Annotated in this window: 22 protein-coding genes; 6 read left to right on the top strand and 16 right to left on the bottom strand. The window is 68.7% G+C overall.

Features of this window, described 5'->3' with window-relative positions; genetic code table 11:
• Window positions 1-85 precede the first annotated feature (85 nt).
• Window positions 86-553: a nucleoside deaminase gene (locus AB1L88_RS03840; RefSeq protein ID WP_367095307.1), complete on the bottom strand. Its 468-nt coding sequence runs from the start codon at window positions 551-553 to the stop codon at window positions 86-88.
• An 809-nt stretch (window positions 554-1,362) separates the two neighbouring features.
• Here AB1L88_RS03840 and AB1L88_RS03835 point away from each other — a divergent pair.
• The 3 genes from AB1L88_RS03835 to AB1L88_RS03825 all read left to right on the top strand — a co-directional run bounded on the left by AB1L88_RS03835 (window position 1,363) and on the right by AB1L88_RS03825 (window position 4,902).
• A complete protein-coding gene (locus AB1L88_RS03835; RefSeq protein WP_367095360.1) occupies window positions 1,363-1,542 on the top strand; it encodes a DUF1328 domain-containing protein in 180 nt (59 codons plus the stop codon).
• A gap of 362 nt (window positions 1,543-1,904) precedes the next feature.
• A complete protein-coding gene (locus AB1L88_RS03830) occupies window positions 1,905-3,527 on the top strand; it encodes a glycosyltransferase family 39 protein (protein ID WP_367095306.1) in 1,623 nt (540 codons plus the stop codon).
• Between the two features lie 70 nt (window positions 3,528-3,597).
• Window positions 3,598-4,902, top strand: a complete 1,305-nt coding sequence (locus AB1L88_RS03825) for a sigma-70 family RNA polymerase sigma factor (RefSeq protein ID WP_367095305.1) — start codon at window positions 3,598-3,600, stop codon at window positions 4,900-4,902.
• Between the two features lie 149 nt (window positions 4,903-5,051).
• Here the strand turns inward: AB1L88_RS03825 and AB1L88_RS03820 are convergent, their stop codons facing one another.
• The 8 genes from AB1L88_RS03820 to AB1L88_RS03785 all read right to left on the bottom strand — a co-directional run bounded on the left by AB1L88_RS03820 (window position 5,052) and on the right by AB1L88_RS03785 (window position 12,874).
• A complete protein-coding gene (locus AB1L88_RS03820) occupies window positions 5,052-5,483 on the bottom strand; it encodes a hypothetical protein (RefSeq protein WP_367095304.1) in 432 nt (143 codons plus the stop codon).
• Window positions 5,480-7,771 carry a CotH kinase family protein gene (locus tag AB1L88_RS03815; protein WP_367095303.1) on the bottom strand — a complete coding sequence of 764 codons (2,292 nt, stop codon included), beginning with the start codon at window positions 7,769-7,771 and terminating at the stop codon, window positions 5,480-5,482. The genes AB1L88_RS03820 and AB1L88_RS03815 overlap by 4 nt, the downstream gene beginning before the upstream one ends.
• Window positions 7,772-7,918: 147 nt before the next feature.
• Window positions 7,919-8,878: an arsenite methyltransferase gene (gene arsM, locus AB1L88_RS03810; protein ID WP_367095302.1), complete on the bottom strand. Its 960-nt coding sequence runs from the start codon at window positions 8,876-8,878 to the stop codon at window positions 7,919-7,921.
• A 46-nt stretch (window positions 8,879-8,924) separates the two neighbouring features.
• Complete coding sequence (locus AB1L88_RS03805; RefSeq protein WP_367095301.1) at window positions 8,925-9,605, bottom strand: protein-tyrosine-phosphatase; 681 nt, start codon at window positions 9,603-9,605, stop codon at window positions 8,925-8,927.
• The gene (gene arsB / locus AB1L88_RS03800; protein ID WP_367095300.1) at window positions 9,602-10,789 is read right to left on the bottom strand and encodes an ACR3 family arsenite efflux transporter; all 1,188 of its coding nucleotides are present in this window, start codon (window positions 10,787-10,789) and stop codon (window positions 9,602-9,604) included. The genes AB1L88_RS03805 and arsB overlap by 4 nt, the downstream gene beginning before the upstream one ends.
• Before the next feature lie 83 nt (window positions 10,790-10,872).
• Window positions 10,873-11,244, bottom strand: coding sequence for a metalloregulator ArsR/SmtB family transcription factor (locus AB1L88_RS03795; protein WP_367095299.1), 372 nt, complete (start codon window positions 11,242-11,244; stop codon window positions 10,873-10,875).
• Between the two features lie 178 nt (window positions 11,245-11,422).
• Complete coding sequence (locus tag AB1L88_RS03790; RefSeq protein WP_367095298.1) at window positions 11,423-11,965, bottom strand: carboxymuconolactone decarboxylase family protein; 543 nt, start codon at window positions 11,963-11,965, stop codon at window positions 11,423-11,425.
• Window positions 11,966-12,346: 381 nt separating this feature from the next.
• A complete protein-coding gene (locus AB1L88_RS03785; RefSeq protein ID WP_367095297.1) occupies window positions 12,347-12,874 on the bottom strand; it encodes a peroxiredoxin in 528 nt (175 codons plus the stop codon).
• 156 nt (window positions 12,875-13,030) lie between these two features.
• On the opposite strand from AB1L88_RS03785, the gene AB1L88_RS03780 reads away from it, so the two are divergent.
• Window positions 13,031-13,912, top strand: a complete 882-nt coding sequence (locus AB1L88_RS03780) for a LysR family transcriptional regulator (protein ID WP_367095296.1) — start codon at window positions 13,031-13,033, stop codon at window positions 13,910-13,912.
• A 64-nt stretch (window positions 13,913-13,976) separates the two neighbouring features.
• Here AB1L88_RS03780 and AB1L88_RS03775 read toward each other — a convergent pair whose 3' ends face one another.
• A complete protein-coding gene (locus AB1L88_RS03775; protein ID WP_367095295.1) occupies window positions 13,977-15,029 on the bottom strand; it encodes an amidohydrolase family protein in 1,053 nt (350 codons plus the stop codon).
• A 448-nt stretch (window positions 15,030-15,477) separates the two neighbouring features.
• Between AB1L88_RS03775 and AB1L88_RS03770 the strand changes: the two genes are divergently transcribed.
• The gene (locus AB1L88_RS03770; RefSeq protein WP_367095294.1) at window positions 15,478-16,884 is read left to right on the top strand and encodes a DUF1501 domain-containing protein; all 1,407 of its coding nucleotides are present in this window, start codon (window positions 15,478-15,480) and stop codon (window positions 16,882-16,884) included.
• A 287-nt stretch (window positions 16,885-17,171) separates the two neighbouring features.
• On the opposite strand, the gene AB1L88_RS03765 is transcribed toward AB1L88_RS03770, so the two are convergent.
• The 6 genes from AB1L88_RS03765 to AB1L88_RS03740 all read right to left on the bottom strand — a co-directional run bounded on the left by AB1L88_RS03765 (window position 17,172) and on the right by AB1L88_RS03740 (window position 23,744).
• Complete coding sequence (locus AB1L88_RS03765) at window positions 17,172-17,921, bottom strand: carboxypeptidase-like regulatory domain-containing protein (RefSeq protein WP_367095293.1); 750 nt, start codon at window positions 17,919-17,921, stop codon at window positions 17,172-17,174.
• A 162-nt stretch (window positions 17,922-18,083) separates the two neighbouring features.
• Window positions 18,084-19,073, bottom strand: coding sequence for a hypothetical protein (locus tag AB1L88_RS03760; RefSeq protein WP_367095292.1), 990 nt, complete (start codon window positions 19,071-19,073; stop codon window positions 18,084-18,086).
• Between the two features lie 554 nt (window positions 19,074-19,627).
• Entirely contained in the window at window positions 19,628-20,629 is a 1,002-nt protein-coding gene (locus AB1L88_RS03755) for a DUF1559 domain-containing protein (RefSeq protein WP_367095291.1), read from the bottom strand.
• 140 nt (window positions 20,630-20,769) lie between these two features.
• Window positions 20,770-21,288 (bottom strand): hypothetical protein, encoded by a 519-nt coding sequence (locus tag AB1L88_RS03750; RefSeq protein WP_367095290.1) that lies wholly within the window; start codon window positions 21,286-21,288, stop codon window positions 20,770-20,772.
• A 449-nt stretch (window positions 21,289-21,737) separates the two neighbouring features.
• Complete coding sequence (locus AB1L88_RS03745) at window positions 21,738-22,076, bottom strand: hypothetical protein (RefSeq protein WP_367095289.1); 339 nt, start codon at window positions 22,074-22,076, stop codon at window positions 21,738-21,740.
• A 243-nt stretch (window positions 22,077-22,319) separates the two neighbouring features.
• Complete coding sequence (locus AB1L88_RS03740) at window positions 22,320-23,744, bottom strand: ascorbate-dependent monooxygenase (protein WP_367095288.1); 1,425 nt, start codon at window positions 23,742-23,744, stop codon at window positions 22,320-22,322.
• A 356-nt stretch (window positions 23,745-24,100) separates the two neighbouring features.
• Here AB1L88_RS03740 and AB1L88_RS03735 point away from each other — a divergent pair, with 356 nt between their 5' ends.
• Complete coding sequence (locus AB1L88_RS03735) at window positions 24,101-25,105, top strand: TIGR03009 domain-containing protein (RefSeq protein WP_367095287.1); 1,005 nt, start codon at window positions 24,101-24,103, stop codon at window positions 25,103-25,105.
• Window positions 25,106-25,119 lie beyond the last annotated feature (14 nt).

The following is a 25,119-nucleotide window of genomic DNA, read 5'->3' as shown; positions in this document are numbered from 1 at the left end:
TTGAAATAGCTGAAGCTCGCACCCGAGCGTTTCATCAAATCAGCGCGAACGGCCCGGGCAGATGCACCCTGGCAACGGGCTCGGATCAATACGCGCGCCCTCGGGCGGCCTGCCAGGTGGCGAACAGGGCGAGACAGTCGTCGCGGAGGGGGCCGGGCTCGACGAGGAGAGGGCTGCCGCCCTGGCGGGCGAGCGAGGCGGCGGGGATGCTCAGCTCGGAGAAGCCGGCGGCGTCGGCATCGGCGATCGAGGCGCCGAAGATCACCCGGTCGACCCGGGCCCAGTGCGAGGCGGCCAGGCACATCGGGCAGGGCTCGCAGGTCGTGTACAGGGTCGATCCGCTCAGGTCGATGCGATCGAGGCCCCGGCAGGCGACCCGGATCGCGTTGACCTCGGCGTGGGCCGTCGGGTCGGTGTCCTGCCAGACGGTGTTGTGCGCCTCGGCCACGACCCGGCCGTCCCGGACGATCACCGATCCGAAGGGTGACTGCCCGGCGGCGATCCCCTTGCGGCAGATCTCCACCGCCCGGCGCATGAAGGCCTCGTGGTCCATCGTCCTCCATCCCTCCTGGCGTCCCTCAGACGCCCCAGTTCCTCACCGCACGGGGCAACCCCGCCGATCTCCCGACCCCGGTCGAGGATCACCATACCGGAAGCCTCCCGCATCGGTCCAGGACGCCATCCCCGCCGCCGCCCGGCACTCCCGGCGACGGGACGGCCTGCGATCCCTTTCCCTCGATGCCCCGCTCCTGTCCCTTCCCCCCCTGGCCCATTTACGCAAAGCAGAAGGTGTTTCCGCTTGCTTCCGTTTCCTTCCGTTCTGAGAACGTAAATGAGGGTGAAGAAATCATCGTCTTCTCCGGAGAGCAGCCCACCGCGTGTTCACCGTCCCGCCTGACCGATACGAACCCCTTTTATCGGAACGGGTTACGACTCCGATTCCGGCACCCTGGCCGGGGGAAAACCCGTCAGCCGATCTGTCGCGCCATCCGGCATGGCCCGGGGTCCTCGCGTACCGGGCCGAACAGGGCGAATCCTCCGGTGTTCACCCCCCGGGCGCCATCTTCGAGGGCGCGACGCGCCATCGACGGGTTTTCCCCCGGCATGTGTTGACGGTTTCCAGGGGACGTTTGACCACGCTCGCCGAGGAATCCCGGCCGCGATCACCAGGGCCTGGCATTGGCTTTGCGTGATGACCCTGGAGAAGTCGATGTCCCGGCCGAGGCCGTGCGTGTCGCTCCTGAAGCTGCGACCGAGCCCCGCGCGGTCCCCACGCGCGCGTCGAGGCCGCCGCCGCCGGAAACGGTCTGACCGGGACAGACACCCGTTGCATCCGATCAACACGAGGGACGAATCATGAGTTTGCTCTGGTGGGCCTTGATTGCCGCCGTGGTCGCGATTATTTCCGGTGGCCTCGGTTTCACGGGGGTGGCCTCGGGCGCGGCGACCATCGCCCGGGTCCTGTTCGGGATCTTCCTGATCCTGGCCCTGATCCTGCTCGTCATGGCACTGCTCACCGGGGCAGCGGTGGCCGCGGTCTAGGGAGTTGCGTGCGTGCATGTGTTTTCGTATGCAAGAACGGGGGACGGACTCCGCAAAGGCGTCCGCCCCCTGTTCCGTTCGCGTGCGAGGTCGCGCCAGGCCCAGGCTCCCGGGTCCGAATCGCCTCGACGCCGATGCGGCTGCCCCCTCTCCCCCCGGGGTGGCCTTCCCGGGTCCGAGGCACTCGGGACCATGCATATCGCTTCCGCCTGTTACGCCCGTTTCGGGGCGTAAGCCGCGTAGAGCAGGATGATTCCCCTCGCCTTCCCGAGATCGCCCGGCTGGCGTATGATCCCGGCCGCAATGGGGCTCGGGCCTCGAAGTCGAATCGAATCGGCTCGGATCGCGGGAGGCGACTGGCGATGGCACCCTCGAACCCATCGGGCCGGACAGACCGGACGGTCGGCTGGCTCGGGCTCCTCCTGGCCGTGCTCGTGCTGGGGGTGGCGCTCGGCGATGCGCGGCGCCTGACCTACCACGAGGCGATCGTCGCGCAGGGGGCCCGCGAGCTGCTCGCGTCCGACGCGGCGGCCGGCTGGCTCGTGCCGACCCTCGGCGGCCTGCCCTGGCTGGAGAAGCCCCCCCTGGCCCACTGGCTGGTGGCGCTGGCCTCCTGGGCCTCGGGAGGAGTGGGCGAGGCGTCGAGCCGCATCCCCTCGGCCCTGGCCGCCGCGAGCCTCGCCGGATTGGTCGCCCGGCTGGCGGCCCGCCACTTCGGCGTAACCGTCGGCCTCCTCGCCGGGTGCGTCCAGCTCACCGCCGCCTGGTCCATCCAGCGCGGGCGGCTGGCCGATGCCGACATGCTCCTGGCCCTGCTCGTCGCCGCCACCCTCGCCGCGGCCGACCGCCTGAGGACCGCTCCCGATCCCGCCGACCCCGACCCATCACCCTCCCGCGCCTGGCAATGGGCCTTCTTCGCCCTGCTGGGCGGCACGAGCCTGGTCAAGGGGATCGGCTTCGGCGCGGTCCTGGCGATGGGATCCCTCGGAGTCGTGCTCCTCTGGGATCGCGACCGCCGCGCCCTGCTCCGCCTCTGCCGGCCGACCGGCTGGTGCCTGGCCGCTTTGATCGCCCTGGCCTGGCCCCTGGCGGTCGCGGGCCGGCACCCGGAGGCCGTCTCCCTCTGGCTCGGGCACGTCACCGACCGCCTCGCCGCCGAGCCCCGCCGGTTCGCCGGGCAGCCGATCGGCGAGTTCTTGCTGACGCCGATCCTCCAGACCTTACCGTGGACCCCCTTCGCGATCGTCGGCGCCTGGCACTCCTTCGGCCGCGCCCGACGAGAACCAGGAGGCCCCGACCGCCTGCTCTGGGCCTGGGCCGTTTTGCCGACGCTCCTGCTCTCGATGGCCTCGGTCCGCAACGGGCATTATCTCATCCACGCCCTGCCCCCGTGGTCGATCTGGGGGGCGCTCGGCCTGGTCCGCCTCGGCGATCGCCTCCAGGCTCGCCGCGGCTGGTCGCCCGATCGCCTCCGACGCGCCTCGATCGCCCTGTTCGGCACCATCGGCGTGATCGTGGCCGTCATCCACGCCGTCGTCCTCCCGCGCGTCGATCACCGGGGGCGCGAGTGGTCCTGGTACGCCGAGGCCGCCCGACGGGCCGGGCCTGACGACCCGATCGTCCTGCTCTACGACTGGGACGGCCCCGACCCCTGGGACCGGCTCCCCTACCCGACCCCGTTCGGGCCGATCCCCCACGACCTGGCCGTCCGGCTCTTCTATCTCGATCGCCCCGCGCAATGGCTCTCCGGCCCCGATCGCCTCGCGGCCGACCCCCCTTGCACCGGCCCCTTCACCGTCATCGCCCGGGATCGCGACCTGCCCGCGCTCGCCCCCCTCGGCCCCATTGCCGAACTCGACCGCAGCCCCGACCACCGTTGGGACCGCTCCTACGCCCTCTTCAGGGTTGATCCTTCGCGATCCGCCCTCGAAAATCGATCGAAAGATGGAACGATCGGCCGCGCTCGGGGGATTCTCTCTCGGTAAACGTCGGGGAGTTTCCGGGGGAAGGGTGGTTTCGATCAGGCGAAGCAGCGATACGTCGAGGAGCCAGGGAGTGCTCGGCTCTCCCGACGAGTCCGATGAGCCGACCGACGCTCAATTACTTGAGCGGTTCTCGACCGGCCGGGACGAGCAGGCCGATCGGGCGTTCGCCCGCGTCGTCGACCGTCACGGGCCGATGGTCCTCCGGACGTGCCGGGCCGTCCTTCGGAACGAGCACGACACGCACGACGCCTATCAGGCGACCTTCCTCGTCCTGGCGGAGAAGGCCCGATCGCTCCGGGTCCGGGATTCGGTCGGTCCTTGGCTGCACTCGGTGGCCTTCCGAGTGAGCTGCCGGGTCAGGTCGGCCAATGCCCGGCGCGCCAGGCATGAACGGGCCGCCGCCGGTACCGAAGTGGCGCGGGGCCCCGCAGATGGTACCGACGCCGAGGAGCGTTCGGCGATCCTCCACGGAGAAATCGAAGGGCTGCCGGATCGATTCCGCACCCCGATCGTCCTGTGTGACCTCGAAGGCCGCTCGCACGAGGAGGCCGCCCGCCGGATCGGATGCCCGGTCGGAACGGTCAAGAGCCGGCTCTCGCGGGGGCGCGCCCGGCTCCGCGCCCGGCTCGAACGGCTCGGCCTTCCGGGATTGCCCGCGTCGGCAGCCGCGATCGGGGCGGAATCACCCCTGATCATGGCCGATCCCGATGCTCCGGGGCCGATCCCGACGCCTACGCTGGGCACGCCGATCGCCGAGTCCGTCCATCACCTCTCGCAGGAGACGATCCGCATGATGATGCTCACAAAACTGAAGATCACCGGGGCGATCGCGGTGTCGGCGGCGGCCCTCGTTCTCGGCTCGGCCGGCCTGGCCATCCAGATCCCCGGGGAACGGGGAGCGGCGGCCGAGGACGAACAACTCAGGAAGGATCGGGTCGCCCACAGCCGGCTCGAGCAAGCCGAGTTGAACACGCTCCTCGGGACGTGGACGCGGGTCTCCCTGGAGGTCGACGGCAGGCGCCCGGCCGTCTCCGACGCGCCAGTCACGAAGACCTTCCTCGATGGATATCGACTCGAAATCCGTCCCCCGCGCGAGGGCTCCGATGGGCCGGCGGAGAACGGACCGGTCCAGCCTCTGCGCTTCTCGATCAATCCCGCGAAGGCCCCCGCCGAGCTGACCTATTTCGGCGACCGAGGAGGATTATACCAATGTGTCTATCGAATCGACGGGGACAGGCTTGTCATCGCCTTCTACGGCCGTTCGGAGGTGGACCGCCCGCAAGGCTTCTCGAAAGAGAACGCCGGGCCCGCCCCCTGGCCCCTCGTCGTGGAGACGCTCGAACGCGCCGACGAAGACGAATCCATCGATCCTTGACCAGGGCGGCATGAGGAGACGCGACCGGCCGGGATCGCTCGGGACGGCCGTGCGAAGGATCGGCCGGCCGGGCACCGACCCCCGAGAGACGAAGCCTCACGCCGGCTTGACCTCAAAAAAACCGAACACTTTCCGCATGCTCGTTCGCATCATGGCGCCCGAGCAGTTCGGCGAGGCGCTCGTGCAGCGCCGTGTCGCCCGGCGCGGCGGCGGGCGCGGGAGTGCAAGCAGCCGGGATCGGCGAGGGGGAGGCCGCACGCCTGGGGTTCGGGTACGGGAGAGAGGCAGGCGGCTTGGTTCTCGACCTTCGCATACGGGTTCAGGTTGGCCCCGGTGTCCACGACTTCAACGGTCGAGAAGCGGGCGTCGAGGAGCATCTCCCGGCATGTTTCGGTGGGAAGAGCCCCCGCGATGCCGCCGACGTAGGCCATCAGGTCCCCGGCGAGCTGCTTCTTCATGGCGATGCTGCTGACAGCCCAGGCACTGATGGCCCTCAGTGGCCGGACAGTGCCCCCGCCCACCGACTGCTCGACGGCCGCCCCGACGGTGGGGTGGCCCGGGATCACGCGTGCCCGGCTCACCCCCGGAACCTCGGCGGCATGGCCCTGGGGAGCAGGCCGGCGGCCCGGAACTGATTGAGGACGATCTGGGTCCGGGCCGGGAAGTAGCCCCGCAGGACCCGGTCGGTGGCGTTCCGCCAGTCCCAGTAGGTCAGCGGGGCCCGGGGACGCTGGGCGTCTCCCCATCGGGCCGACTCGCCGAGGATCGCCCGGTCGATCTCGTCCATCCGGGCCCGGAACCGGGCGACGGAGGCGCGGGGGGTGAACACGCCGTCGCCGGAGAACTGCTGAGTGATCCGGTCGGCGAACCGCTGGCGATACTCGGGGTTCGCCAAGAGCTGGTCGTGCAGGAAGTGCGGGTTGAAGGTGGCGAAGTCCGAGCCGATCGGGAACGGCCCGACGGCGTTCTCATTGCGGTTGAGCAGCGAGAACTCGGCGTCCCTCATGATAAATCGGAAGCCCTCGTCGCCGGTCCGGTCGCGGATCACGTAGAAGTTGTTCACCGCATACTGGCCGTTGAACCGGCTGACCGGCCCGTCGAGGTTGCCGATATAAATGGTCGTCAGCATGTAGTCGATCAGGCTGTCGACGTCGAGCAGGTTCTCATAGGCGGGGTTCCGGGAGCCGTCGGGGTTCCTCCCCTGCACCCGCTGATAGGCCTCGGCCGAGGCGAAGCCGCCGGGGGCAACCGCCGCCTGCCAGAGGCGTTGCCAGGCGTCGAGGTCGCCGTCGGTCGCGCCGACGAGGAAGCCGTGCTCGGGCCGGATGACGTCGAAGTCGTCCGGGTCGCCGCCGAAGTAGGTCGCGCCGAAGTTCGCGTCGGGCCGCTCCTCCGACTGGTAGAGCCCCCAGTACTGGCCGTTCAGGTAGAGGTGGTAAAAGCGGCTCCGGGTGTACGGCTGGCCGAGCGCCCGCATCGTGTCGCGGGCGAAGACCTCGGTGACGAAAGTCGAGCCGCGTTCCCCCTTGAAGGCCCACGACCGGCTCTGGTCGGTCCGGAGGTCGACCCGGGCGAACGAAGCGGGCCCCTCCTCCCCGAACAGGGGGTACTCGAGCCGATCGGCCCCGTACTCGGACCGGAAGTAGAGCCGGAGCGAGTGCTTCGGGTTCGTCAGGGCGGCGCTGGAGGACCCCCGGATCCGGATCCCGGCATTGATCTGGAAGCCGGGGGTGCCGTCGGGGTTGATCAGCTCGACCGAGGCCGGGCGCTCCCACTCCCGCCCCTCTTGCGGGGAGTTGGCATAGATCCCGGTGCTCGGGTCGAACAGGTGGGTCAGGTCGGTCGTCACGGAGATCGTCGGGATCGCCCGGAGCGCCGCCTTGAGCCGCTCGCCGCCGAATCGGCGGTGGTTGACGAGCCTCGGGTCCATCCCGTAATCGACGACGTGGGCGCCCCAGGTCGCCGGCCAGCCGATCGGCGTCTCCCCCCTCGGCGATTGGCGGATGACGTCGTCGAGGTAGAGGTACGTCCAGGCCCCCGGCGGCTGCGCGAGGTCCCCCTCCTTGAAGGCGGCCGCGCGGAGGATCGTCGAGTGCGTCACCGCCAGCGGGGCGACGTAGACGAAGCCGTGGTCGGCCGTCGGCTCGCTGCCGTCGAGGGTGAAGCGGATCTCCGCCCCCTCGGTCGCCGTCGAGAGGGCGACCCACATCGGCGTGTCGTAGAACCCGCGAGGGACGCTCGCGACGACCGGGGCGACGACCCTCGGCGCCTGCCGGTCGACGTTCGCGGCACCCGGGGTCGGCGAGGCGAACGCGACCCGCGAGCCGAGGACCGGCGTCCCGTCCGCCGGGTCGAAGGCGACCCCGAACGAGCGGTCCGACTCCTGGCCCGGGTAGCTCGGCGCGAATGCGTCGGCCGCCGTCCCGTCGGGCCGGATCAAGGCCAGGTACTCCCCGTCGGCCCCGAGCCGGAAGTTCGTGTGCAGCTCGGCCCCCGGATCCGTCCGGTTTTTGTCGGAGGCGAAGACGACGAGGAATTCGCCGGGCGCCAGCGAGACCGCCGGGAACTGCCACGTGTCCGGGCTCCCGGCGTCGTCGGTCAGGGACCAGCCCGCCAGGTCCACCGCCGTCCCGGTCGGGTTGTGCAGCTCGATCCAGTCGGAACGGTCGCCGTCGGCGTCCCGCAGGCCGTTCGCATTCGAGGCGAGGAATTCGCTGATGATCGGGCCGGGCAGGCCGCTCATCAGCGACCGCGCCTCCAGCGCCTCGGGCCTCGACAGCAGCAGCCGGCCGCGATTGCGATTGCGATTGCGGGGGGCGTGTCGCCGCCGGGCGGATCGGCCTCGGTCGAAGAACCAGGATGCTCGCATCGGGATGATCCCCGGGGCCGGGAGGGCCTGCGCCCCCGAGCCCGTTGGGGATCGAGAGCATGACATCAATTGAGAATGGGCCAGTAAGAACCCAGATTCCCCAAGCATGCCACGCTCACACCGAAACGGCAACTCCCTCAGATCTCCTCATCCGAGCAATTCGGCATCCCTGCCCGGCTTCAGGGCGAAGACGCGGACGCTCGCCGCGTAGTCGTTCACGTCGTACCGGCGCAGAAGCTCGGCCAGCCGATCGTGGAAGGCCGCGTCGTCCGGGGCCTCGGCGGGGGCCGGCGAGCAGCAGCCGGCCTCGGATGGGGCCGGGGTGCAGCAGCCGGCCTCGGCGATCGGCAAGGCCCCTGCAGTCGTCGAGGCGGCCGGCACCGAGGCCGGCGGCGGGCAGCAGGCGGCCTGGTTCTCGACCTTGGCGTAGGCGTTCAGGTCGGCCCCGGTATCCACCACCTCGACGGTCGAGAAGCCGGCGTCGAGCAACATTTGCCGATATTCGGGGATGAGCACCGCCCCGGCGATGCAGCCGACGTAGGCCATCAGGTCGGTGGCGAGCGCCTCGGGGAGCCCTTGCTTCAGGGCGATGTCGCTGACGGCCAGCCGGCCGCCGGGCTTCAAGACGCGGGCGATCTCGCGGAAGACGGCCGACTTATCGGGGGCGAGGTTGATCACGCAATTGCTGATGACGCAATCGACCGATGCGTCGGGCAGGGGCAGGTTGTCGATCGAGGCCAGGTGGAACTCGGTATTGGTCGCACCGGCCTTCGCCGCGTTCCGCCCGGCCAGGGCGATCATCTCGGGGGTCATGTCGATCCCGATCGCCCTGCCCGACGGCCCCACCTTCTTCGCCGCCAGCAGCACGTCGAGCCCCCCCCCGGAGCCGAGGTCGACCACCACCTCCCCGTCTCGCAGGTTGGCCGTCGCCGTCGGGTTGCCGCACGAGAGGCCCATGTTCGCCTCGCCCGGGATCGAGGCCAGCTCCTCCGCCGAGTAGCCGAACGCCTCGGCCACCGCTCGCACCCCCTGCTGGTCGCTCGACAGGCCGAAGCCCGCCACCGACCCGTACTTCGCCTTCACGGCCTGGGTGATGGATTCAGACATGATCAGTCCTTTCACGAGAAAAGGGTCGTGGACGTGTGGGACATCGTCACCGGGCTCGGCTCAAGGCATGGAGCATCCATCGGCCGAGGTCGTCGCGCCGCCCGGCGTAGCGGGCCGACTCCTCGGGGGTGCCGTCGGCCTCCTTCGGGTCGGCGAACGGAATCGCCAGCCGGATCGAGGCGCCGGGCACCACCGGGCAACCGGCGTCCGCCTCGTCGCAGACCAACAGGGCCGCGAAGCCCGATCGGGGGTTGCTCGCGTCATCATAACGCTTCGAGAACTCGATCGCCTCCGTCTCCGGATCGCCGGGCACGGCCCCCCACCGGACCCGGTAGACCGGGTTCGGCTCGGCGGAAGGGCCCGGCGGGGCCAGGTCGCCGGTCGGCGTGACGACCACGCCGATCGCCTCCAAGGCGGCGACGGTCCGGGGGTTGAAGGCACTCGGCTCGGTCCCCCCGCTGAAGAACCGGACCTCGGGCCGCCCCAGGTACGCGGCGACGACGTTCCCCATCGTCGCGCCGAGGATGCTCCGCCGGCTGTTCCCGGTGCAGACCACGATCACCGACAACCCCTTATCCGGTTCGCGATGCGTTGCAATCCAGGAGCCCAGCGCCTCGGCCATCTCCGGGTGGGCGATCCGATCGACCCCTGGCCCCTCGCCCAATCGTTCAAGGTGCCGGACAATCCGCGCATCAAGCCTCCGTCGGCTGTCGGGAACGTCGCTCATCGGCCTGATTCCTCTGGAGGGACGAGGTTCGATGCGTTGACGAGACGCTCGGTGTCGGCATCGGCATCGGCATCGGCACTGGATTCGAGGTCGTGATCCGCCTCGGCCGGGAACAGCCGGCGCCGGAAGAACAGCGAGACGTTGACCAGCGCGATCAGCGCAGGGACCTCCACCAGCGGCCCGACCACCGCCGCGAAGGCCGCCCCGCTGCCGATCCCGAAGACCGCGATCGCCACGGCGATGGCCAGCTCGAAGTTGTTCCCCGAGGCCGTGAACGAGAGGGTCGCCGTCTTCGGGTAGTCTGCCCCCAACGCCCTGGCGATCGCAAACGAGGCGAGGAACATGACCACGAAATAGATCAGGAGCGGGACGGCGATCCTCGCCACGTCGAGCGGGATCCGGACGATCGTCTCCCCCTGGAAGGAGAACATCACCACGATCGTAAACAAGAGGGCGACGAGCGTCACCGGGCTGATCGCGGGGATGAACCGCCCCTCGTACCACTCCCTCCCCTTCGCCCGGACCAGGGTGAACCGCGTGATCATGCCCGCGAAGAAGGGGATGCCCAGGTAGATCAGGACGCTCTCGGCAATCGCGGCGATCGAGATCTTCGACAGATCCACGTCGCCGAATTCATGACCGAACAGCGGCGGGATCACCTTGATGAACACGTAGGCGTACGCCGAGTAGAAGAACACCTGGAAGACGCTGTTGAACGCCACCAGGCCGGCGGCGTACTGGGTATCCCCCCTCGCCAGGTCGTTCCAGACGATCACCATGGCGATGCAGCGCGCCAGGCCGATCAGGATCAGGCCGATCGCATATTCCGGCCGATCGCTCAGGAACGCCAGCGCCAGGCCGAACATCAGAATCGGGCCGACAATCCAGTTGAGGAGCAGCGAAATCCCGAGGATCTTCACATCCCGGAACACCCTCGGCAACTCTTCGTAGCGAACTTTCGCCAGGGGCGGATACATCATCAGGATCAGTCCAATGGCAATCGGGATCGAGGTCGACCCGACCGACCACGCCGTGATCCCCTTGACCAACCCCGGCATCAGGTTACCCAGCAGCACCCCAAGGCCCATCGCCAGCGCGATCCAGAGCGTCAGGTACCGGTCCAGCAACGCCAGGCGCCCCCTCGGACGGGTTTTGCAGTTCGCCGACGAAGACGACGCGTTCATGACCAGCGGCCTTTCCCAACCATGGTAAATGCGTATTTCCGAATATACTCGGAGAAAAAAAGTCGAGGAACTCGTCCCGCCCCTCACGTCCCGCAACAGCCGATGAGCCGATCGAGCCTCCTGCGGTCCTCGCGCAGCAGCTCGATCGGGCCGAGGCACGGGCCGAGGCTCTCGATCAACGTCCGGTGCAGGCCCGACCTCGGCTTCGCCAGGCGGTAATGCACCCAGAGCCCGTCCTTGCGGCCGACCACCAGGCCGAGCGTGCGCAGGGCGGCCAGGTGCCGCGAGACCGTCGGTTGCGGCAGGGCGAGCGCCTCGTGCAGGTGGCAGACGCAGACCTCCCGATCGCCGACGAGCAGGTTCAACAGCCGCAGGCGCACCGGGTCGGCGAACGCCTTGAACAGCGCCGTCGATTCCGCCAGGGTCGGCGCGGTGTCGGCCGTCGTCGGGTTCATCGGTCCGTCACGTCCCAGGAGATCGGATTGCACTCAATTCGTCTTTCCGAATATAGGCGCGCGGTCCATGAATGGTCAAGGGGGATCGGCTTCGGTCCGCGTCGACCGACCCGATCCCCCTTGCATGGTCTCCGTCGTCGGGGTCATTGCCCGCCGAGGCCGCCCGCCCGAACGCGGGTCAGGCCGACGCCGTCGGTGCCTTGCTGGCGAGCAGCGCCGTCTGGAAGCCCCGGACGACCGCGGCGATGCGGACGGCGTCGTGCACCTTCTCCTCGCCGGCCCCTTCCTTGATCAACGCCTCTTCATGTGCCTTGATGCACGCCTCGCAGCCCGCCAGGGCCGCGCAGGCGATCGAGGCCAGCTCGAACGTCTCCTTGTCGGTCGCCGGCCGGGCCATGCGGCCCATCCGGAGCCCGGCCGGGCGCTGCTGATAAGCCTCCTTGCCGACCATGTGGCGGAACCGGTAATACGTCGTGTTCATCGCCATCAGGGCGGCCGCGGCCTTCGCGTCGGCGATCGCGGCGTCGTCGAGCGCCTCGCGGCCGTCGTCGGCGATCGCCCCGGCCAGCTCGGCATCATTGAGGAACAGGGCCGAGGTCAGCGCCACCGTGTATCGCTGCCTCGGGTCGAGGCTCCCGCCCCCGAGCACCGAGCCCAGATTCAGGCGCAGATCCTTCGTATCATCACCAAGCGATTCTTTCAAGGGATCAAGCAACGACATGGGCAAGCGTCTCCCGAGGTGAGCGGTAGGCGGTAGGCGGCAAAGTGTCGGAGGTCGGCGGGAGGCAGTGCTCCCCTTGACCGGGGGGCGTGTTCGAGTCTGCCCGCCTTTCCCCGAGTCGGGTGAGAGGGGCGGTTCCGGGACGCAGGGCCTTGCGCGCCCAACGCGGGCCCCCTCACCCGGCCTTGCGGCCACCCTCTCCCCCGGCGGGGGCGAGGGTTGAATCTGTCTCCCTCTCCCCGCGGGCGGGGAGAGGGCCGGGGTGAGGGGTCCCCGGCCAGATCGCCGCGCCCGGCGTGCCGTCCCCGCCCCTCCTCCGTCTTCCGAGCGTTCGCGTTCCGGCGAGTGGTCCGGCAAATTGGGCCGCGCCGATCACCCGAATCAGACCTTGAGCGTCTCCTCGCCCTTCTTCCAGTTGCACGGGCAGAGCTCGCCCGACTGCAGGGCGTCGAGCACCCGGATGACCTCGTCCACGTTCCGGCCGACCGACAGGCCGTTGGCCGTGGCGAACTGGATCGTCCCCTCGGGGTCGACGATGAAGGTCGCCCGCAGGCAGACCCCTTCCTCGGGGTGCAAAATGCCCAGGTCGCCCGCCAGCTTCTGGGCGGCGATCAGCGGGTACTTCAGCCCCTTCAGGTCCTCGTGCGACTGGCACCAGGCCAGGTGGCTGAACTCGTTGTCGGTGCTGCCGCCCACCACCATCGCGTCGCGGTCCTTGAACTCGCCGAGCCGCTTGTTGAACTCGGCGATCTCCGTCGGGCAGACGAACGTGAAGTCCTTCGGATAGAAGAAATAGACGACCCACTGCCCCGAGAACGACCGGTTATCGAAGCTCGTCAGGCTGTCCTTCGAGGCCCCCACGCAACCATGGGCCTGAAACTTCGGGAAGCTCTGTCCAACGGTCAGCACGGCGCTCTTCCTCCGCAATTGGCAAAATTCTCCCGTCGGCCGGCTTGGTCCCCCGGCCCCGACGCCCCTCATGGCGCGTCGCTCTTGAAGGAGTTATAGAGGATTCAGTTCAATAAGTCGAATGGATTTTCCCGATCAGTTTGATAAACTTTGCTTATGGACATCGTGCAACTCCGCTCGTTCCTGAAGATCGCCGACCTGGGCAGCTTCACCAGGGCTGCCGAGGAGCTGGGGGTGTCTCAGCCGGCGCTCAGCCAGCAGATGGCCCGGCTCGAGGCCGAGCTGGGCCGGCCGGTTTTGGAGCGGGCCGGCCGGTCGGTCCGCGTCACCGAGGCCGGCCGCCTGCTCCTGCCCCGGGCCGAGCGCATCCTCGCCCTGGCCGACGACACCCGCCGCGAGCTGATCGACGACGGCCGGGCCGGCCGGGTGGTCGTGGCGGCGATCCCGACGATCGCCCCGTTTTTGCTCCCCCCCGTCCTCCGCGAGTACCGCCGGGCGCACCCGGGGGCCTCGGTCCAGGTCGATGAGGAGGTGACCGAAACCCTGCTCCGCCGCTGCCAGCGCGGCGAGATCGACGTCGGCGTCTTCGCCCTCCCGGCCGAGGCCCCGGCTTCCCTCGAAGTCGAGCCGCTCTTCGAGGAGGAGCTGGTCCTCGCCCTGCCGGCCGACCACCCCCTCGCCCGGCTCGACGCCGTGCCGATCGACGCCGTCCGGGGCGAGCCGTTCGTCCTGCTCGGCGAGGGGCATTGCCTCTCCGACCACATCCGCAGCTTCTGCCAGCAACGCGCCGTCCAGCCGATCAGCACGGGCAAGACCGGCCAACTCGCGACCGTCCAGGAACTCGTCGCCCTCGGCCACGGCGTCTCGTTCGTCCCCGAGATGGCCCGCCGCGTCGACGCCAGCCCCCACCGCGCGTACCGCTCGATGCTCGGCGACCGCCCCCGCCGCACCGTCGCCGCCTGCTGGAACCCCGACCGCTACCAGACCCGGCTCGCCCGCGCCTTCCTCGAACGCCTCCTCGCCTACCGCCCGGGATAATCCCTTCGAGGGATGATCAATGGTGTAGGGTGTGTCGAGTCCGCGAGAATCTCGGAGCGGTCGGTCAGGCATTCAGCCCGGGAAGCCATCGAAGCGCGTTCTCGCGGAAAATCTTCCGGAGGACCGACTCGGGGAGCCCGAGGCCCAGGGTCGGGCGTCCTTCGTACTCCATCGGCCCCTCGCTCGCGAAGAATGCCCAGTCGAGTTCGTGACGGGCGTTCATGGAGCGGGCGGCGGCCTGCTCGTCCCCCCCCCGGAACGTGAAATCGGTGCCGTAGAGGATCCGATCCTGGTGGCGCGTCACGAACGCGATCACCCGGTCACGATCCCCCCGGGCGAAGTACCGCACGCGCGCCGCGGTATCGACCGCGAGCCGGGGGAAGGCGTCGAGCCGCTCCGAGAGCGCATCGAGGTCGTCCTCATTGCTGCCGAGATGACAGCCGACGACGCGAAGATCCGGGAATCGCGACAGGACGCGGTCCCTCGCGGCCAGGATCTCCTCCTTCGACGGGGCCCCGGCCTTCCCGAGCATGTGCCACTGCGGATTCCTGGAATAGTAAGAGTACTCCGGGTTGTCCTCATCCAGGGGGAGCCAGGCCCCATCGGGCTCGGCCAGGTGGGCGAGGAGGGTCCGGTCGGCGTCCCGGATCGCCTCGTAGACCGGCATCAGCCTGGGATCGTCGGGCAGCAGGTAGGCCCCGGATTCCGACCGGATCGCCATGCCGATCGTCTTCCAGATCTTGACCCCGATCGCGCCTTCGTCGAACGTCCGCCGGAGGTGGGCGACGGTCCGCTCGACGAACCCCGGGTCCTCGAAGCCGCGGGCGTCGAAGGTCGAGGCCCAGGCGAGCGTCCCTCCACCCTGCCGCGCAACCTCCCGAGTCGCGGCCAGCTTCGCGTCGAGGTCGAACGCCTCGTCACCCACCGCCGGGCAGACGACGATGTCGAGCCCCCGCCACCCCGTCGCCTCCAGGGCCCCGAGCAGCGCCGGCGCCTCCTGATGGATGTGAATGTGCGTGTCGATTCGGGTGAACTCCGACGCCGTCGCCCCCCGGCCGGTCGCCTGGAGCAGCACCGAGGCCGGCAGGAGTCGGAGCAGATCTCTGCGATTGAGCATGGGAAACTCATCCTTCAGATATTTCGAATCTTCGATTCCCGCCTACGGGTTTCGAAGGTCGGAGGGATGTCGACATCGCGGGGGAACATCGTTTCGGCGACCTGCACACGATGGAGATCGGGCCCATCACCCATCTCCTGCCGGGTGTTCATCCAGAGATTCGACCTTTTGATCATGTATTTCGAATCATTCGTCGCCGCATTTTCCGCGGACGATCGGCGGAGGCGTCGCGGACGATCGATCCCGGATGAGCCTCCACTATCCCGGCGATCGGCCCGTCCCGCAACCGGGTGGGGATCGTCGCCGGGCACCGCGCCCCCCCGGTCCGCCCGGCCTTGACGATTGACCGGCCCCTTGCGAGCCGTTCCAATCGTGAAACGGGCCTCTCGTCGCCCGAACCCCATCATCACGCCGCCCGGCCACCCCGGGCCCGGCCGGAGGGTCTGCCATGCTCACCTTCTTCGATCGCGACCCGGCGGGAAGCCGGCGCGAATTCTTGCGAGTCGGGGGTTCGGTCGCGATCGGGGCGGCGGGATTGACCCTCGGGCAGCTCGCGGCGCTCCGGTCGCACGCCGCGGCCGAGACGCTGCCCGGCCTGCTCACGGGGAAGTCCGTCATCTTCCTGTTCCTGCACGGCGGGCCGAGCCAGTTCGAGACCTTCGACCCGAAGATGGACCGACCCGAGGGCATCCGGAGCGCGACGGGGGAACTCAGCACGAGCCTCCCGGGCGTGACCTTCGGCGGCTCGTTCCCGAAGCTCGCCGAACGCGCGCATCGCATGAACATCATCCGTTCATTCGTCCCCGGCGACGCCAACCACAACCTCAAGCCCCTCGTGGGTCGAGACACGTTCGAGACCAACCTCGGATGCGTCTACGCCCGGGTCGCCGGCGCGAACCACCCGGAGTCGGGGCTCCCGACCAACGTCGTGCTCTTCCCCCGGGCGGTCGACGATTCCACGCGCCCGGGCACGTCGTCCTTCGGGCGGTTCCACGCGACCGGCCCCCTCTCGTCGGCCGATGCCCCGTTCGACCCAGCCGAGGCGGCCCCCGGGACCGGCGAGTTCGCCATGGCCATCCCTCGTGAGCGGCTGGGCGATCGCCGCCGGTTGCTCGGCCAGCTCGACGGGCTCGCCAGGGGGCTCGACCGGGCCCCGGCGACCGAAGGCGTGGACCGGATGCGCGAGCAGGCCTACCGCTTGATCGACGGCGGCCTGGCCGAGGCGTTCGACCTGGACGGCGAAGACCCCCGCGTCGTCGAGCGATACGACACCGCCCCCCTGGTCCGCGCCGAGTCGATCCGCACCGTCTGGAACAACCACGAGAATTACCTCGACAATGCGAAATCGCTGGGCAAGCTCCTCCTGCTGGCCCGCCGACTCTGCGAACGCGGGGCCGGCTTCGTCACGGTGACCACCAATTTCGTCTGGGACATGCACGCCGACGTCAACAACGCGACGATGGTCGAGGGGATGGACTACATGGGCCCGCCGCTCGATCACGCCCTCTCCGCCTTCGTCGACGACCTGTACGCGCGGGGGCTCGACGAGAAGATCCTCCTCGTCGCCTGCGGCGAGATGGGGCGGACCCCCCGGATCAATGCCAAGGGTGGCCGCGACCACTGGGGATCGCTCGGCCCCCTCCTGCTGGTCGGCGGCGGGCTCCCCGCAGGCCGGGTGATCGGCCAATCGAGCCGCGACGGCGCCGAGCCCCAGACCGAGCCGATCACCGGCCAACACCTCTCATCCACCATTCTGCACACGCTTTTCGACGTCGGCCAACTCCGACTGATCCCCGAACTTCCCCGGGAGTTCTCCCAAACCATGGCAAGCTGGCCGCCCATCCCCGGACTCTGAGCCGGAATCCCGACCGGCCCCGATGGGTGGCCGGGGCGGAGCTCTCCCCCCTCATCCTGAGCGACCCTCTCGCCGCACACGATTCAACCACCTATGGCCGGGGCGAGCTTGATCGACCCCGTGGCCGCGCGAGAATCAACCACGTGTGGCCGGGGCAACGCGCAGCGTGCCCCGGCGGGGTCCGCCTCGCTCACCTACGACGATTTTCGACTTCGGACTCGCCCCCCGCGAGCCAGTGGTCGGGAAGTCAGGAAGATACCAACCCGACGAGGTTCTGTCAGAGCGAATTACGATTCCGCCTCGGGTTCCGCCCCCGCGTCCGGCTCGACGATCGGCCCCGGGGGGCGGGCATCGACGGCGATCCCGGTGCTCGTCCCGCCCGGCTCGACGGTGACGATCGCGGCCCCCTGCCAGGGCTCGGCCGGCTTATTCCAGAGCGTCGGGTCGGGGTTCTCGCGGTCGATGACGGGGACGTGAGGATCCCTCGACCCGTCGTGCCCGGCCTTCAGGCCATAACGGCCGGGGGGCAGGCGATCGAACCGGAACGAGCCATCGAGGTTCGCCAGGACCTCCCTGCGCACCACCCCGTCATCGAAGAGGACGACCCAGATCTGGCCGGCCATCGCCTCGGGGACGTGCTCGACGGTCCCAGCGATCGACCCTTGCTCAAACACGGGGATCTCGACCTCGATTTCCCGATCGTCCCGGCCGATCTCCAGCGGCCCGACGGTCGCCGAGGCCCCGCCCGGCTCGTCGAACACGAAGAACCAGGGGCGGTCTCTCGATCTCGGGTGGATCGCCAGATCCTCGATGACGAACGACCCGTCGGACTCGACCGGCACCCACCTCCATTCGAAGCCGGACGAGGGCACCGTCCGGCCTCGTCGGAGATTCGCGTTGACCCGGTCATTCTCGGCCCGGCGCTTCTGCCAGGCGCCGACGCGGCCTCCGTCGGCGATCGGCGTGCCGTCTCGGGTGACGACGCCGACGACCCGGGTCGTCTGCTCCTTCGCCGCCTCGCTCTCGGCGCGGGTCATCTCGATGACGATGCCGGAGCGATTCTGATTCGCCTCAATCGCGCCGAGGAAGATCTCCCCGTCCAGGTATCCTTCGGCCGTGACGCCGATGTGGTATTCGTCCGCCTTGCCTTCGTAGGTGATGCCGAACCGCCCGGGCTCGGACTGCGAGAACTCGCTCAGTCACCCGTAGAGGGAATACGTCCCGTCCGGGTGCCGCTCGACCGTGCAGAGCGTCGCCGTGTCGATCTCGACCGGCTCTCCCGTCTCGGCATCGACGACGTTCCCTTCGATCAAAAACGCCCGCGTCACGACGATCCGCAGATCCTCGCGCGCCGGGCCGAGTTCCACCGGCTCGGGGGCGAAGTAGTCGTTCGCGAAGAGCTGCAATTGCTTCGCGTCCTCGCCCGCGCCAGTGACGACGAACCGGCCGTCGTCATCGCTGATCGCCGCATTGTCATAGTCATAATCGAGGATGACCTGGACGCCCGGGGCCGGCTCGCCGTCCTGATCGACCACGACCCCCCGGATGGGGACCTCGTCGGCCATCGTCACGTCGCCGAGGTCAAGCTCGGGGAGCCCCGGTTCCGCCGACTCGTAGGCGAAGGTCCGCGCCTTTCCCGGCGCGGCCAGCGCGAAGTTCGCCCGGCCGGCCGGCAAAGGCGGGGTGACGAACCGCCCTTCGGCGTCGGCCTCGATCGTCCATTCGGTCTGATGCGAGCTGATCGTGTGGCCGAGGACGTGGCGGTAGAGCTTCAGGTCGATGCTCGCCCCGGCGATCGGCCGCCCCTCCGCGTCGACCGCCCGGCCGGTCATCGTCGTGCCGGGGAGCAGGGGGAACGGCTCGATCTCGTGATCGACCCCGGCGAAGACGAGGACCCCCTGGCGCTGCTCCCGGGCCAGTCCGGGGCCCTCGGCCCAGAGTTCCAGCGGCTCTCCCGCTTCGATCGGCCCGAGCCGGAACCGCCCCTGGTCGTCGGCCAGGGTCTCGCCGACCTCCTCCCGGAGCCGGATCGCCCAGGCCCAGACCCTCGCCCCGGCCACCGGGTCGCCCAGATGGTCGACCACCCGGCCCGAGATTGTCCCCGGCGCCGAGGCCCCCCCCTCCCCGTCACCCCCGCCGATCGGCGCGGCGACGAGCAGCATCAACGCGATTCCCAGATGTCCCGACATGGCAATCCGTCCTCCCCCTGGTGGGAACGAAGGGACCGGCGACCCCTCTACCTCGCGGACCATCATCGACACCTGTCAGACCACACGTCAAGAACCCGCCGCGGGGTGGCCCGGACGACGGCACGTCGTCCGGGTCGCGAAGCGACGGGTGGCCGGGGCGAGATCCACCCCCAGGCCTGAGCGACCTCGTGGCTGTGCAAGCATCAATCACGTGTGGCCGGGGCAACGCGCAGCGTGCCCCGGGTCGCAAGCCCCTGACCTCGGGGCACGCTGCGCGTTGCCCCGGCCACACGGTCGAGTCTTCGAAGACGCACCGATCCGCGGGGTGGTCCGGACGACGTACCATCGTCCGGGTCGCGAAGCGATACGAGGTGTTCAGATCAAGCGTGGCTTGAATGACCGTCGAGGCATCCGCTTCGACCTCGTGCGGCCCCGCCGCACGGCGAGCAGGCAGAGGAGTCGGCTTGAGGGCCACCGGCCTTTCGAAGGGCCTCCCCCCGGGAATGTTGGGGGAGGCCCTTCGGGGGGAGGGGGCGGGAGGGGAACTGGCACGATCAGTAGGAATCGGCGCTGATGATCTCGCCGCCTCGGGTCGTCCCGAGGGAATTCCAGGTGATCAGGTTGACCGTATTCTTCATGAACCGGACGCTCCCGTCGCACATCAGGACGTTGACCCCGCCGGGGTGCCGGCTGCGGACGGCGTTCGTGATCAGCGTCAGGTCGCCGCCGGGGACGCCGATGCAGGGGGGATTCGAGGGGTCGGTGAGGTTGCAGTAGGAGGGGGACTCCATCTGATCGGGCAGGGTGCTGTTGGGGGCGAGCAGGGTCTCGAAGCCCGCGCCCCCGTACCACCAGCCGAAGCCCCGGAGGTCGTACGGGCCGGGTTGCTGGCCTTGCCCCTGGACTACCTCGCCGGCCATCAGGGTGTTGCTCAGCCCGTCGCGGATGCCGGCGAAATTCACGGCATTGAACCGGCTGGTGTCGCCGTCGAGGTAGTAGTAGGCCGGGATCGACGTGTGGGGGGAGCCGATGTCGCCGAACGGGGCGCCCCCGAAGCGGATCCCCTGGAACTCCCGCTCCTGGAAGCGGTGCAGGTTCCCGAAATTCACCGCATAGTTGTGCGAGGTCACCCCGGAGGTGAACGGCACGCTGGGGCTGTCGGAGGGGCAGGTGTAGGCGCTGATCCGGCTGGTCGTCACCGTGCGGTTGAAGACGCTCCCGTAGGAGATCCCGCTGGTGACCCCCATCATGGCCGTGGAATTGTTCCCGAACGTGTTCCAGGAATTGTACAGATTCTGCTGCTCGACATAGGGGAGGATGAAGACCTGCCAGGTCCCCCAGATGCTCCCCTTCATCCCCGGCGGCAGGGCGCCGTAGGTCGACTCGTAATTATGCATGCCCAGGCCGATCTGCTTCAGGTTGTTCGTGCACTGGGCGCGGCGGGCCGCCTCGCGGGCCGACTGCACCGCCGGCAGCAGCAGGGCGATCAGCACGCCGATGATGGCGATGACCACGAGGAGCTCGATGAGCGTGAATCCGGGTCGTCGACGAGCCATGAGGGCCTCCTTCGATCGGAGAACGGGGAAGGAAACGCGAAGGGAAGGCGGCGGGCCGACGGGCCGCTCGCCAGGGCGGGGACGGGCGAGACGCCGCCCGCGCCCGGTGGGAAGGGAGAGGAGGTCGGGATCGGGGTGGGTCACGGTTCGAGGTCGAACGTGTAGGTGTTGGCCTCGTCGGCCTTCACCTGGGCGAGCAGCTCCGTCTTGGCGTTATAACGGGCGGGGATCCCCCGCCGGGGCATCGACCTCGGGTCCGGGACGCGCAGTTCGCCCGGCATCGCGTCGTCCGCCGGGTCCGGGGCGTCGTCTCCGGCCTCGTCGGCCGACGGATCCTCGCCGGGGGCGGGCGGGAAGACGGGGCCCTCGTCGTCGAGCGAATAGATCAGGACCTTGTAGGACCCGGGCACCGGCCCCTCGTGGCGAGGGACGTTGAAGCGCCCGTCGACGATCATGCCCCCGGCCGCCATGCCCTCGGCCTGCGAGACGGGGTGGAACTGGATCGTCCCCGACCTGATCGGCTCGCCGTCGAAGGTGACCGATCCGGAGATCGCCTCCCTCGGCAAGTCGTCCCCGCCCGGCCCGCATCCGACGGGCGCGAGCACGATCAACGCGAGCAGGGCCGGCAAACCGCCTTTGCACAACGATGAACCCATCATCAATCATGACCTCTCGGATTGGACGGGAGAATCCCGATCGAGCAACCCAGGCGCATCACAGCCGGAGCCTGCGTGAGAGAGGTCCTGTTGTCTTGACGGTCAACGGCCGATTCTCGTCGGGTCGCCATGCATAAAAAGACCACGACCCGCAACCGAAGGCAAGTTAATAAATTAGGACTGTTAAAATTTTCTTGATCGCGATCGGCCGGATCTCCCCGCACCGCCTCCCCGATCCAATGCGTTGTTCCCGTCCGGGTGGCCGGGGCGAGATCACCCCCCAGTTTGAGCGCCCCTGTCGCCGCGCAAGAATCAACCACGTGTGGCCGGGGCAACGCGAAGCGTGCCCCGGAGTCGGACGCCCCCCTCTGGAGCCCGGGGCACGCTACGCTTCGCCCCGACCACCCTGTCGGTTGTGTTTCTCGCAAAGTTCAAGGTGTCGTCGTAGGCCTCTATTCTTCGGGCTGAAATCTCTCAAGCAACTCGGCCAAATTGGCGAACAAGATTTGAATCTCAGTACTTGCTTCACCTGACGTCCAGTTTTTTCCTTGCTCTACGTCTTTCGCAACAGTTTGGAAAGCTCGTCGTAGTCGTATCGCAAGTTCTGAATCTTCTTCGTACAAGACGTCCAATGAAACTCCATTCATAGCTTTGGCCAGTTCCACTTGGGAAATAACTTCTTCATCATCTGAGAACCGAGTGGTGACGAGCCTGGCAAACGCGCTGAAAACGGCATTCTGAGCCATCCATACGTCTTCCGGTGAACCTGATAGGCTTATCGTTACTGCCATCGCTAAAATCCGGTTGGAATAACCCCGTCAAAGAAATTTCAGAATGTATAAAATGCATATTATTGCATATGTATCGGGAAGTCGCTCAAGCCAATTACCGTGAAATCGGCGGGGTGGCTGGGGCCATCCTGGCCCCAGCGGACGGTTGGAAGGGTGTTCGAATGACCGACTGGCCTCAGGATGCCCCCAGCCACCCCGAAGGCCGGACCTGATACCCTTTGCGGAAATGCACGACGCTCGCGGTCAGTCGGCCGCGTCTCCCGACGGGTCGCGCGGGGCATACCGGGCGCGGTCGGCGTCGGTGGCGGGGACGAACTCGAAGATGCCGATGCACATCTCGTCGTTCGTCTGGTCGCCCCAGCGGACAAGCACGGGGGGGTGGCTCGGGTTGTTCGGGTTCTCGGCCGAGTTGTCGAAGTGCGCCACCATCTCGAACCAGGTCCCCTCGGGCAGGAAGACCGGCTCGGCCAGGGCGTAGGTCCCCTGCCAGTTGAAGTCCCAGCGGTCGATCCGGATGATCGGCACGCGGGTCTCGTCGGGCAGGACGGCGGTCATGGTGAAGTCCTTGCCCAGCCAGTGCATGTGCGGCATGACGGCCGTCAAGAGGATGTCGCGGCCGAGCGGACGACCCATCACCCCCCCCTGGCGCGTCGATCCGTTCACCCGATAGTTCGCCTCGCCGGGAGGGATCGAGATCACCTCGCGCATGAACTCGTTCAGGCCAGGACGGCCCCCTTTCTCCTGCATCGCCGCGCGGGCCTTCATCGCCTGGAACATCGAGACGTCCGGGAAGACGAACCCCGTCCGCACCTCCCGGCCGAGCGGCTCGTCCGAGAAATAGAGGCCGATCGCCGTCGCGTCCTCCTCCTCCTTGCCGCTCTTGTGGTAGTGCACCTGGATCAACACGTCGGCCCCCTTCGGCAAGAGGTAGCCGGAATCCTCGGGCGCCTCGCGAGGGGTGCTGCCCGGCACCCAGATCGGCAGGAACGACCGGATCGGCACCCCGTCGCCGAACCCGCCGACGGCCGAGTAGCCGGGCGTCTCGTCCTGCGCGTCCAGCTCCCGGGCGCGGCCCGAGGCGTCCGTCCCGGCGATCACGTGATGCACCACCCGGCGGTTGCCCGGCTTGAAGTCGACGCCCTGGATCCAGCGGTCCTCGGGCAGGTCGGTCGGCAGGACGAAGACGCGGAACTCGTCCTCCCCCTCGGCCCCGAGCGTGTACGGCTCGGCCATCGTCAGGATCAGGTCCGGCTCCCCCATCGGCCAGTCGCCGGCGAAGGTCAGGGGCTCGGGGGCGTCGCTCGGGTCCCCCTCGGGGGTGTCGGCGTCGAGCCAGCGCCGGAGGGTGTCGATCTCCTCGTCCGACAAAATCCGCGCGTCCCGGAACGGCCCGCCGAACTCCGGAGAGGCCGGCCAGGGGGGCATCCGCCGCTCCTCGACCACCAGCAACAGGTCCGACGCCCGCCTCCTGGCGTGGTCGTACTCCAGCAGCGCGAACGGCGCGACCTGGCCCGGCCGATGGCAGTCCTGGCAGTGCCGCTGCAAGATCGGCGCGATATCCCGATGATAGGTCGGCACCTCGTCCGCCCCGAAGGCCGACGCCCGTCCCGACCCCAGGCCGACCAGCAGCCCGGCCGCCAGCGTCCCCGCGATTGCGATCCGAATCATCCTGCGTGATCCCCCGTCGAGGCCCGTTCGGAATCAACCCGATCCGAAGGAACGATCGATCGATCGAATGAAGAATGAGGGTGTCCAATGGCCCAATCGCCAATCCTCAGACATACTCCATCCTGCCCCCTCCGGTTTCATCGGCAAGGGCCGAATCACCCCGATTTCGAGAGAATCCCCCGAAATCCCAAAAGGCCCCCCGCCTCGACTGGTCAAGCTTGAGGGAATCCAGTACCATCCGCCTCGATTTCGGGCCCAATGCCGCCCGAAGGCCGGACTGCGCCGCTTTTTGTTTCTCAAAACAATGGGCGACGCCCCGGCCGAACCCGATCGACCCGATCCCGGAGGGACGCGGAATGCGATGGATCGCCCCCCTGATCGTCGGCCTCCTCGCCGCGCTCGGCCCGACGGCCGCGGCCAAGGGCCAGGCGACCCCCCCGACCTCGAACCCCGGCCAGGCCCCCGGCCCCCGAGCCGGAGCCGCCGCGGGACAGACGCCCCCCGCCCCGGCCATCCCCGGCCCGGCCCGCGACGCCACCTATGACCCCTCGGTCCAGCGCGCCTCGGCCCCGGGCCCGGCACCCGCCCCGGCCCAGGACCAGGATCCCGCCGCCGAGCAATCGCCGAGCGACCCCGAGCTCGACGCCGTCCTCGGCCGCTGGGAGCAGACGAGCGGCAAGATCGAGACCCTCTACGCCACCTTCGAGCAGGTCGACGAGATGACCATCGTCGGCGACCGCAAGGTCTACAAGGGGGCCGCCTACCTCCGCCGGCCGAACCTCGTCGTCCTGCAGCTGGAGAAGCAGACCGGCGACGAGGGCGAGGAGAAATTCGTCTTCGACCGCCGCATCCTCGCCAACGGCGGCGAGGTCGTCGAGTTCGACGGCGCGCTCCGCCAGATCACCATCTTCCCCCTGCCCAAGGACGCCCAGCAGCGCGCCCTCGAAGAAGGCCCCCTGCCCTTCCTCTTCCGCATGAACATCGAGGACTTCAAGCGCCGCTACCGCGCCAACCTCATGCCGCCGAACCAGGAAGGCACCCACCGGATCGCCATCTACCCGAAGATCGCCGCCGACCGCGACGCCTTCTCCGTCGCCGTCCTGATCCTCGACGCCAAGACCCTCCAGCCGAAGAGCATCCACACCCTCGCCCCCAACGGCAAGGACAAGCAGAACTACTACATCAAGGAGCTCAAGGCCAACGTCGCCATCAAGCCCGAGCTCTTCGTCTGGGACTCCGCCAAGGCCCAGCAGGCCCAGAACGACGGCTGGCGGATCGTCCGCAACCCCGACCAGCCCGGCGTCCAGCCCCCCCCCGACGCGATCGGCCGCCCCGACGCCCTCGAACCCATCCCCCGCTGAGCCAATCCCCCACC

Origin of the sequence: Tautonia sp. JC769, from assembly GCF_040717455.1 — a bacterium.
Lineage (GTDB): Bacteria > Planctomycetota > Planctomycetia > Isosphaerales > Isosphaeraceae > Tautonia.
The sequence above is the reverse complement of the archived record's forward strand: the minus strand, read 5'-3'. Positions and strand labels throughout refer to the sequence as shown.

What these genes read in the sequence shown, in the direction of transcription:
- AB1L88_RS03790 (WP_367095298.1), bottom strand. Translation starts at nt 11,965, where the DNA reads ATGTCGTTGCTTGATCCCTTGAAAGAATCGCTTGGTGATGATACGAAG.
- AB1L88_RS03765 (WP_367095293.1), bottom strand. Translation starts at nt 17,921, where the DNA reads ATGACCCGCGCCGAGAGCGAGGCGGCGAAGGAGCAGACGACCCGGGTC.
- AB1L88_RS03840 (WP_367095307.1), bottom strand. Translation starts at nt 553, where the DNA reads ATGGACCACGAGGCCTTCATGCGCCGGGCGGTGGAGATCTGCCGCAAG.
- arsB (WP_367095300.1), bottom strand. Translation starts at nt 10,789, where the DNA reads ATGAACGCGTCGTCTTCGTCGGCGAACTGCAAAACCCGTCCGAGGGGG.
- AB1L88_RS03770 (WP_367095294.1), top strand. Translation starts at nt 15,478, where the DNA reads ATGCTCACCTTCTTCGATCGCGACCCGGCGGGAAGCCGGCGCGAATTC.
- AB1L88_RS03780 (WP_367095296.1), top strand. Translation starts at nt 13,031, where the DNA reads ATGGACATCGTGCAACTCCGCTCGTTCCTGAAGATCGCCGACCTGGGC.
- AB1L88_RS03830 (WP_367095306.1), top strand. Translation starts at nt 1,905, where the DNA reads ATGGCACCCTCGAACCCATCGGGCCGGACAGACCGGACGGTCGGCTGG.
- AB1L88_RS03755 (WP_367095291.1), bottom strand. Translation starts at nt 20,629, where the DNA reads ATGGCTCGTCGACGACCCGGATTCACGCTCATCGAGCTCCTCGTGGTC.
- AB1L88_RS03750 (WP_367095290.1), bottom strand. Translation starts at nt 21,288, where the DNA reads ATGATGGGTTCATCGTTGTGCAAAGGCGGTTTGCCGGCCCTGCTCGCG.
- AB1L88_RS03805 (WP_367095301.1), bottom strand. Translation starts at nt 9,605, where the DNA reads ATGAGCGACGTTCCCGACAGCCGACGGAGGCTTGATGCGCGGATTGTC.
- AB1L88_RS03745 (WP_367095289.1), bottom strand. Translation starts at nt 22,076, where the DNA reads ATGGCAGTAACGATAAGCCTATCAGGTTCACCGGAAGACGTATGGATG.
- AB1L88_RS03760 (WP_367095292.1), bottom strand. Translation starts at nt 19,073, where the DNA reads ATGTCGGGACATCTGGGAATCGCGTTGATGCTGCTCGTCGCCGCGCCG.
- arsM (WP_367095302.1), bottom strand. Translation starts at nt 8,878, where the DNA reads ATGTCTGAATCCATCACCCAGGCCGTGAAGGCGAAGTACGGGTCGGTG.
- AB1L88_RS03735 (WP_367095287.1), top strand. Translation starts at nt 24,101, where the DNA reads ATGCGATGGATCGCCCCCCTGATCGTCGGCCTCCTCGCCGCGCTCGGC.
- AB1L88_RS03815 (WP_367095303.1), bottom strand. Translation starts at nt 7,771, where the DNA reads ATGCGAGCATCCTGGTTCTTCGACCGAGGCCGATCCGCCCGGCGGCGA.
- AB1L88_RS03740 (WP_367095288.1), bottom strand. Translation starts at nt 23,744, where the DNA reads ATGATTCGGATCGCAATCGCGGGGACGCTGGCGGCCGGGCTGCTGGTC.
- AB1L88_RS03775 (WP_367095295.1), bottom strand. Translation starts at nt 15,029, where the DNA reads ATGCTCAATCGCAGAGATCTGCTCCGACTCCTGCCGGCCTCGGTGCTG.
- AB1L88_RS03795 (WP_367095299.1), bottom strand. Translation starts at nt 11,244, where the DNA reads ATGAACCCGACGACGGCCGACACCGCGCCGACCCTGGCGGAATCGACG.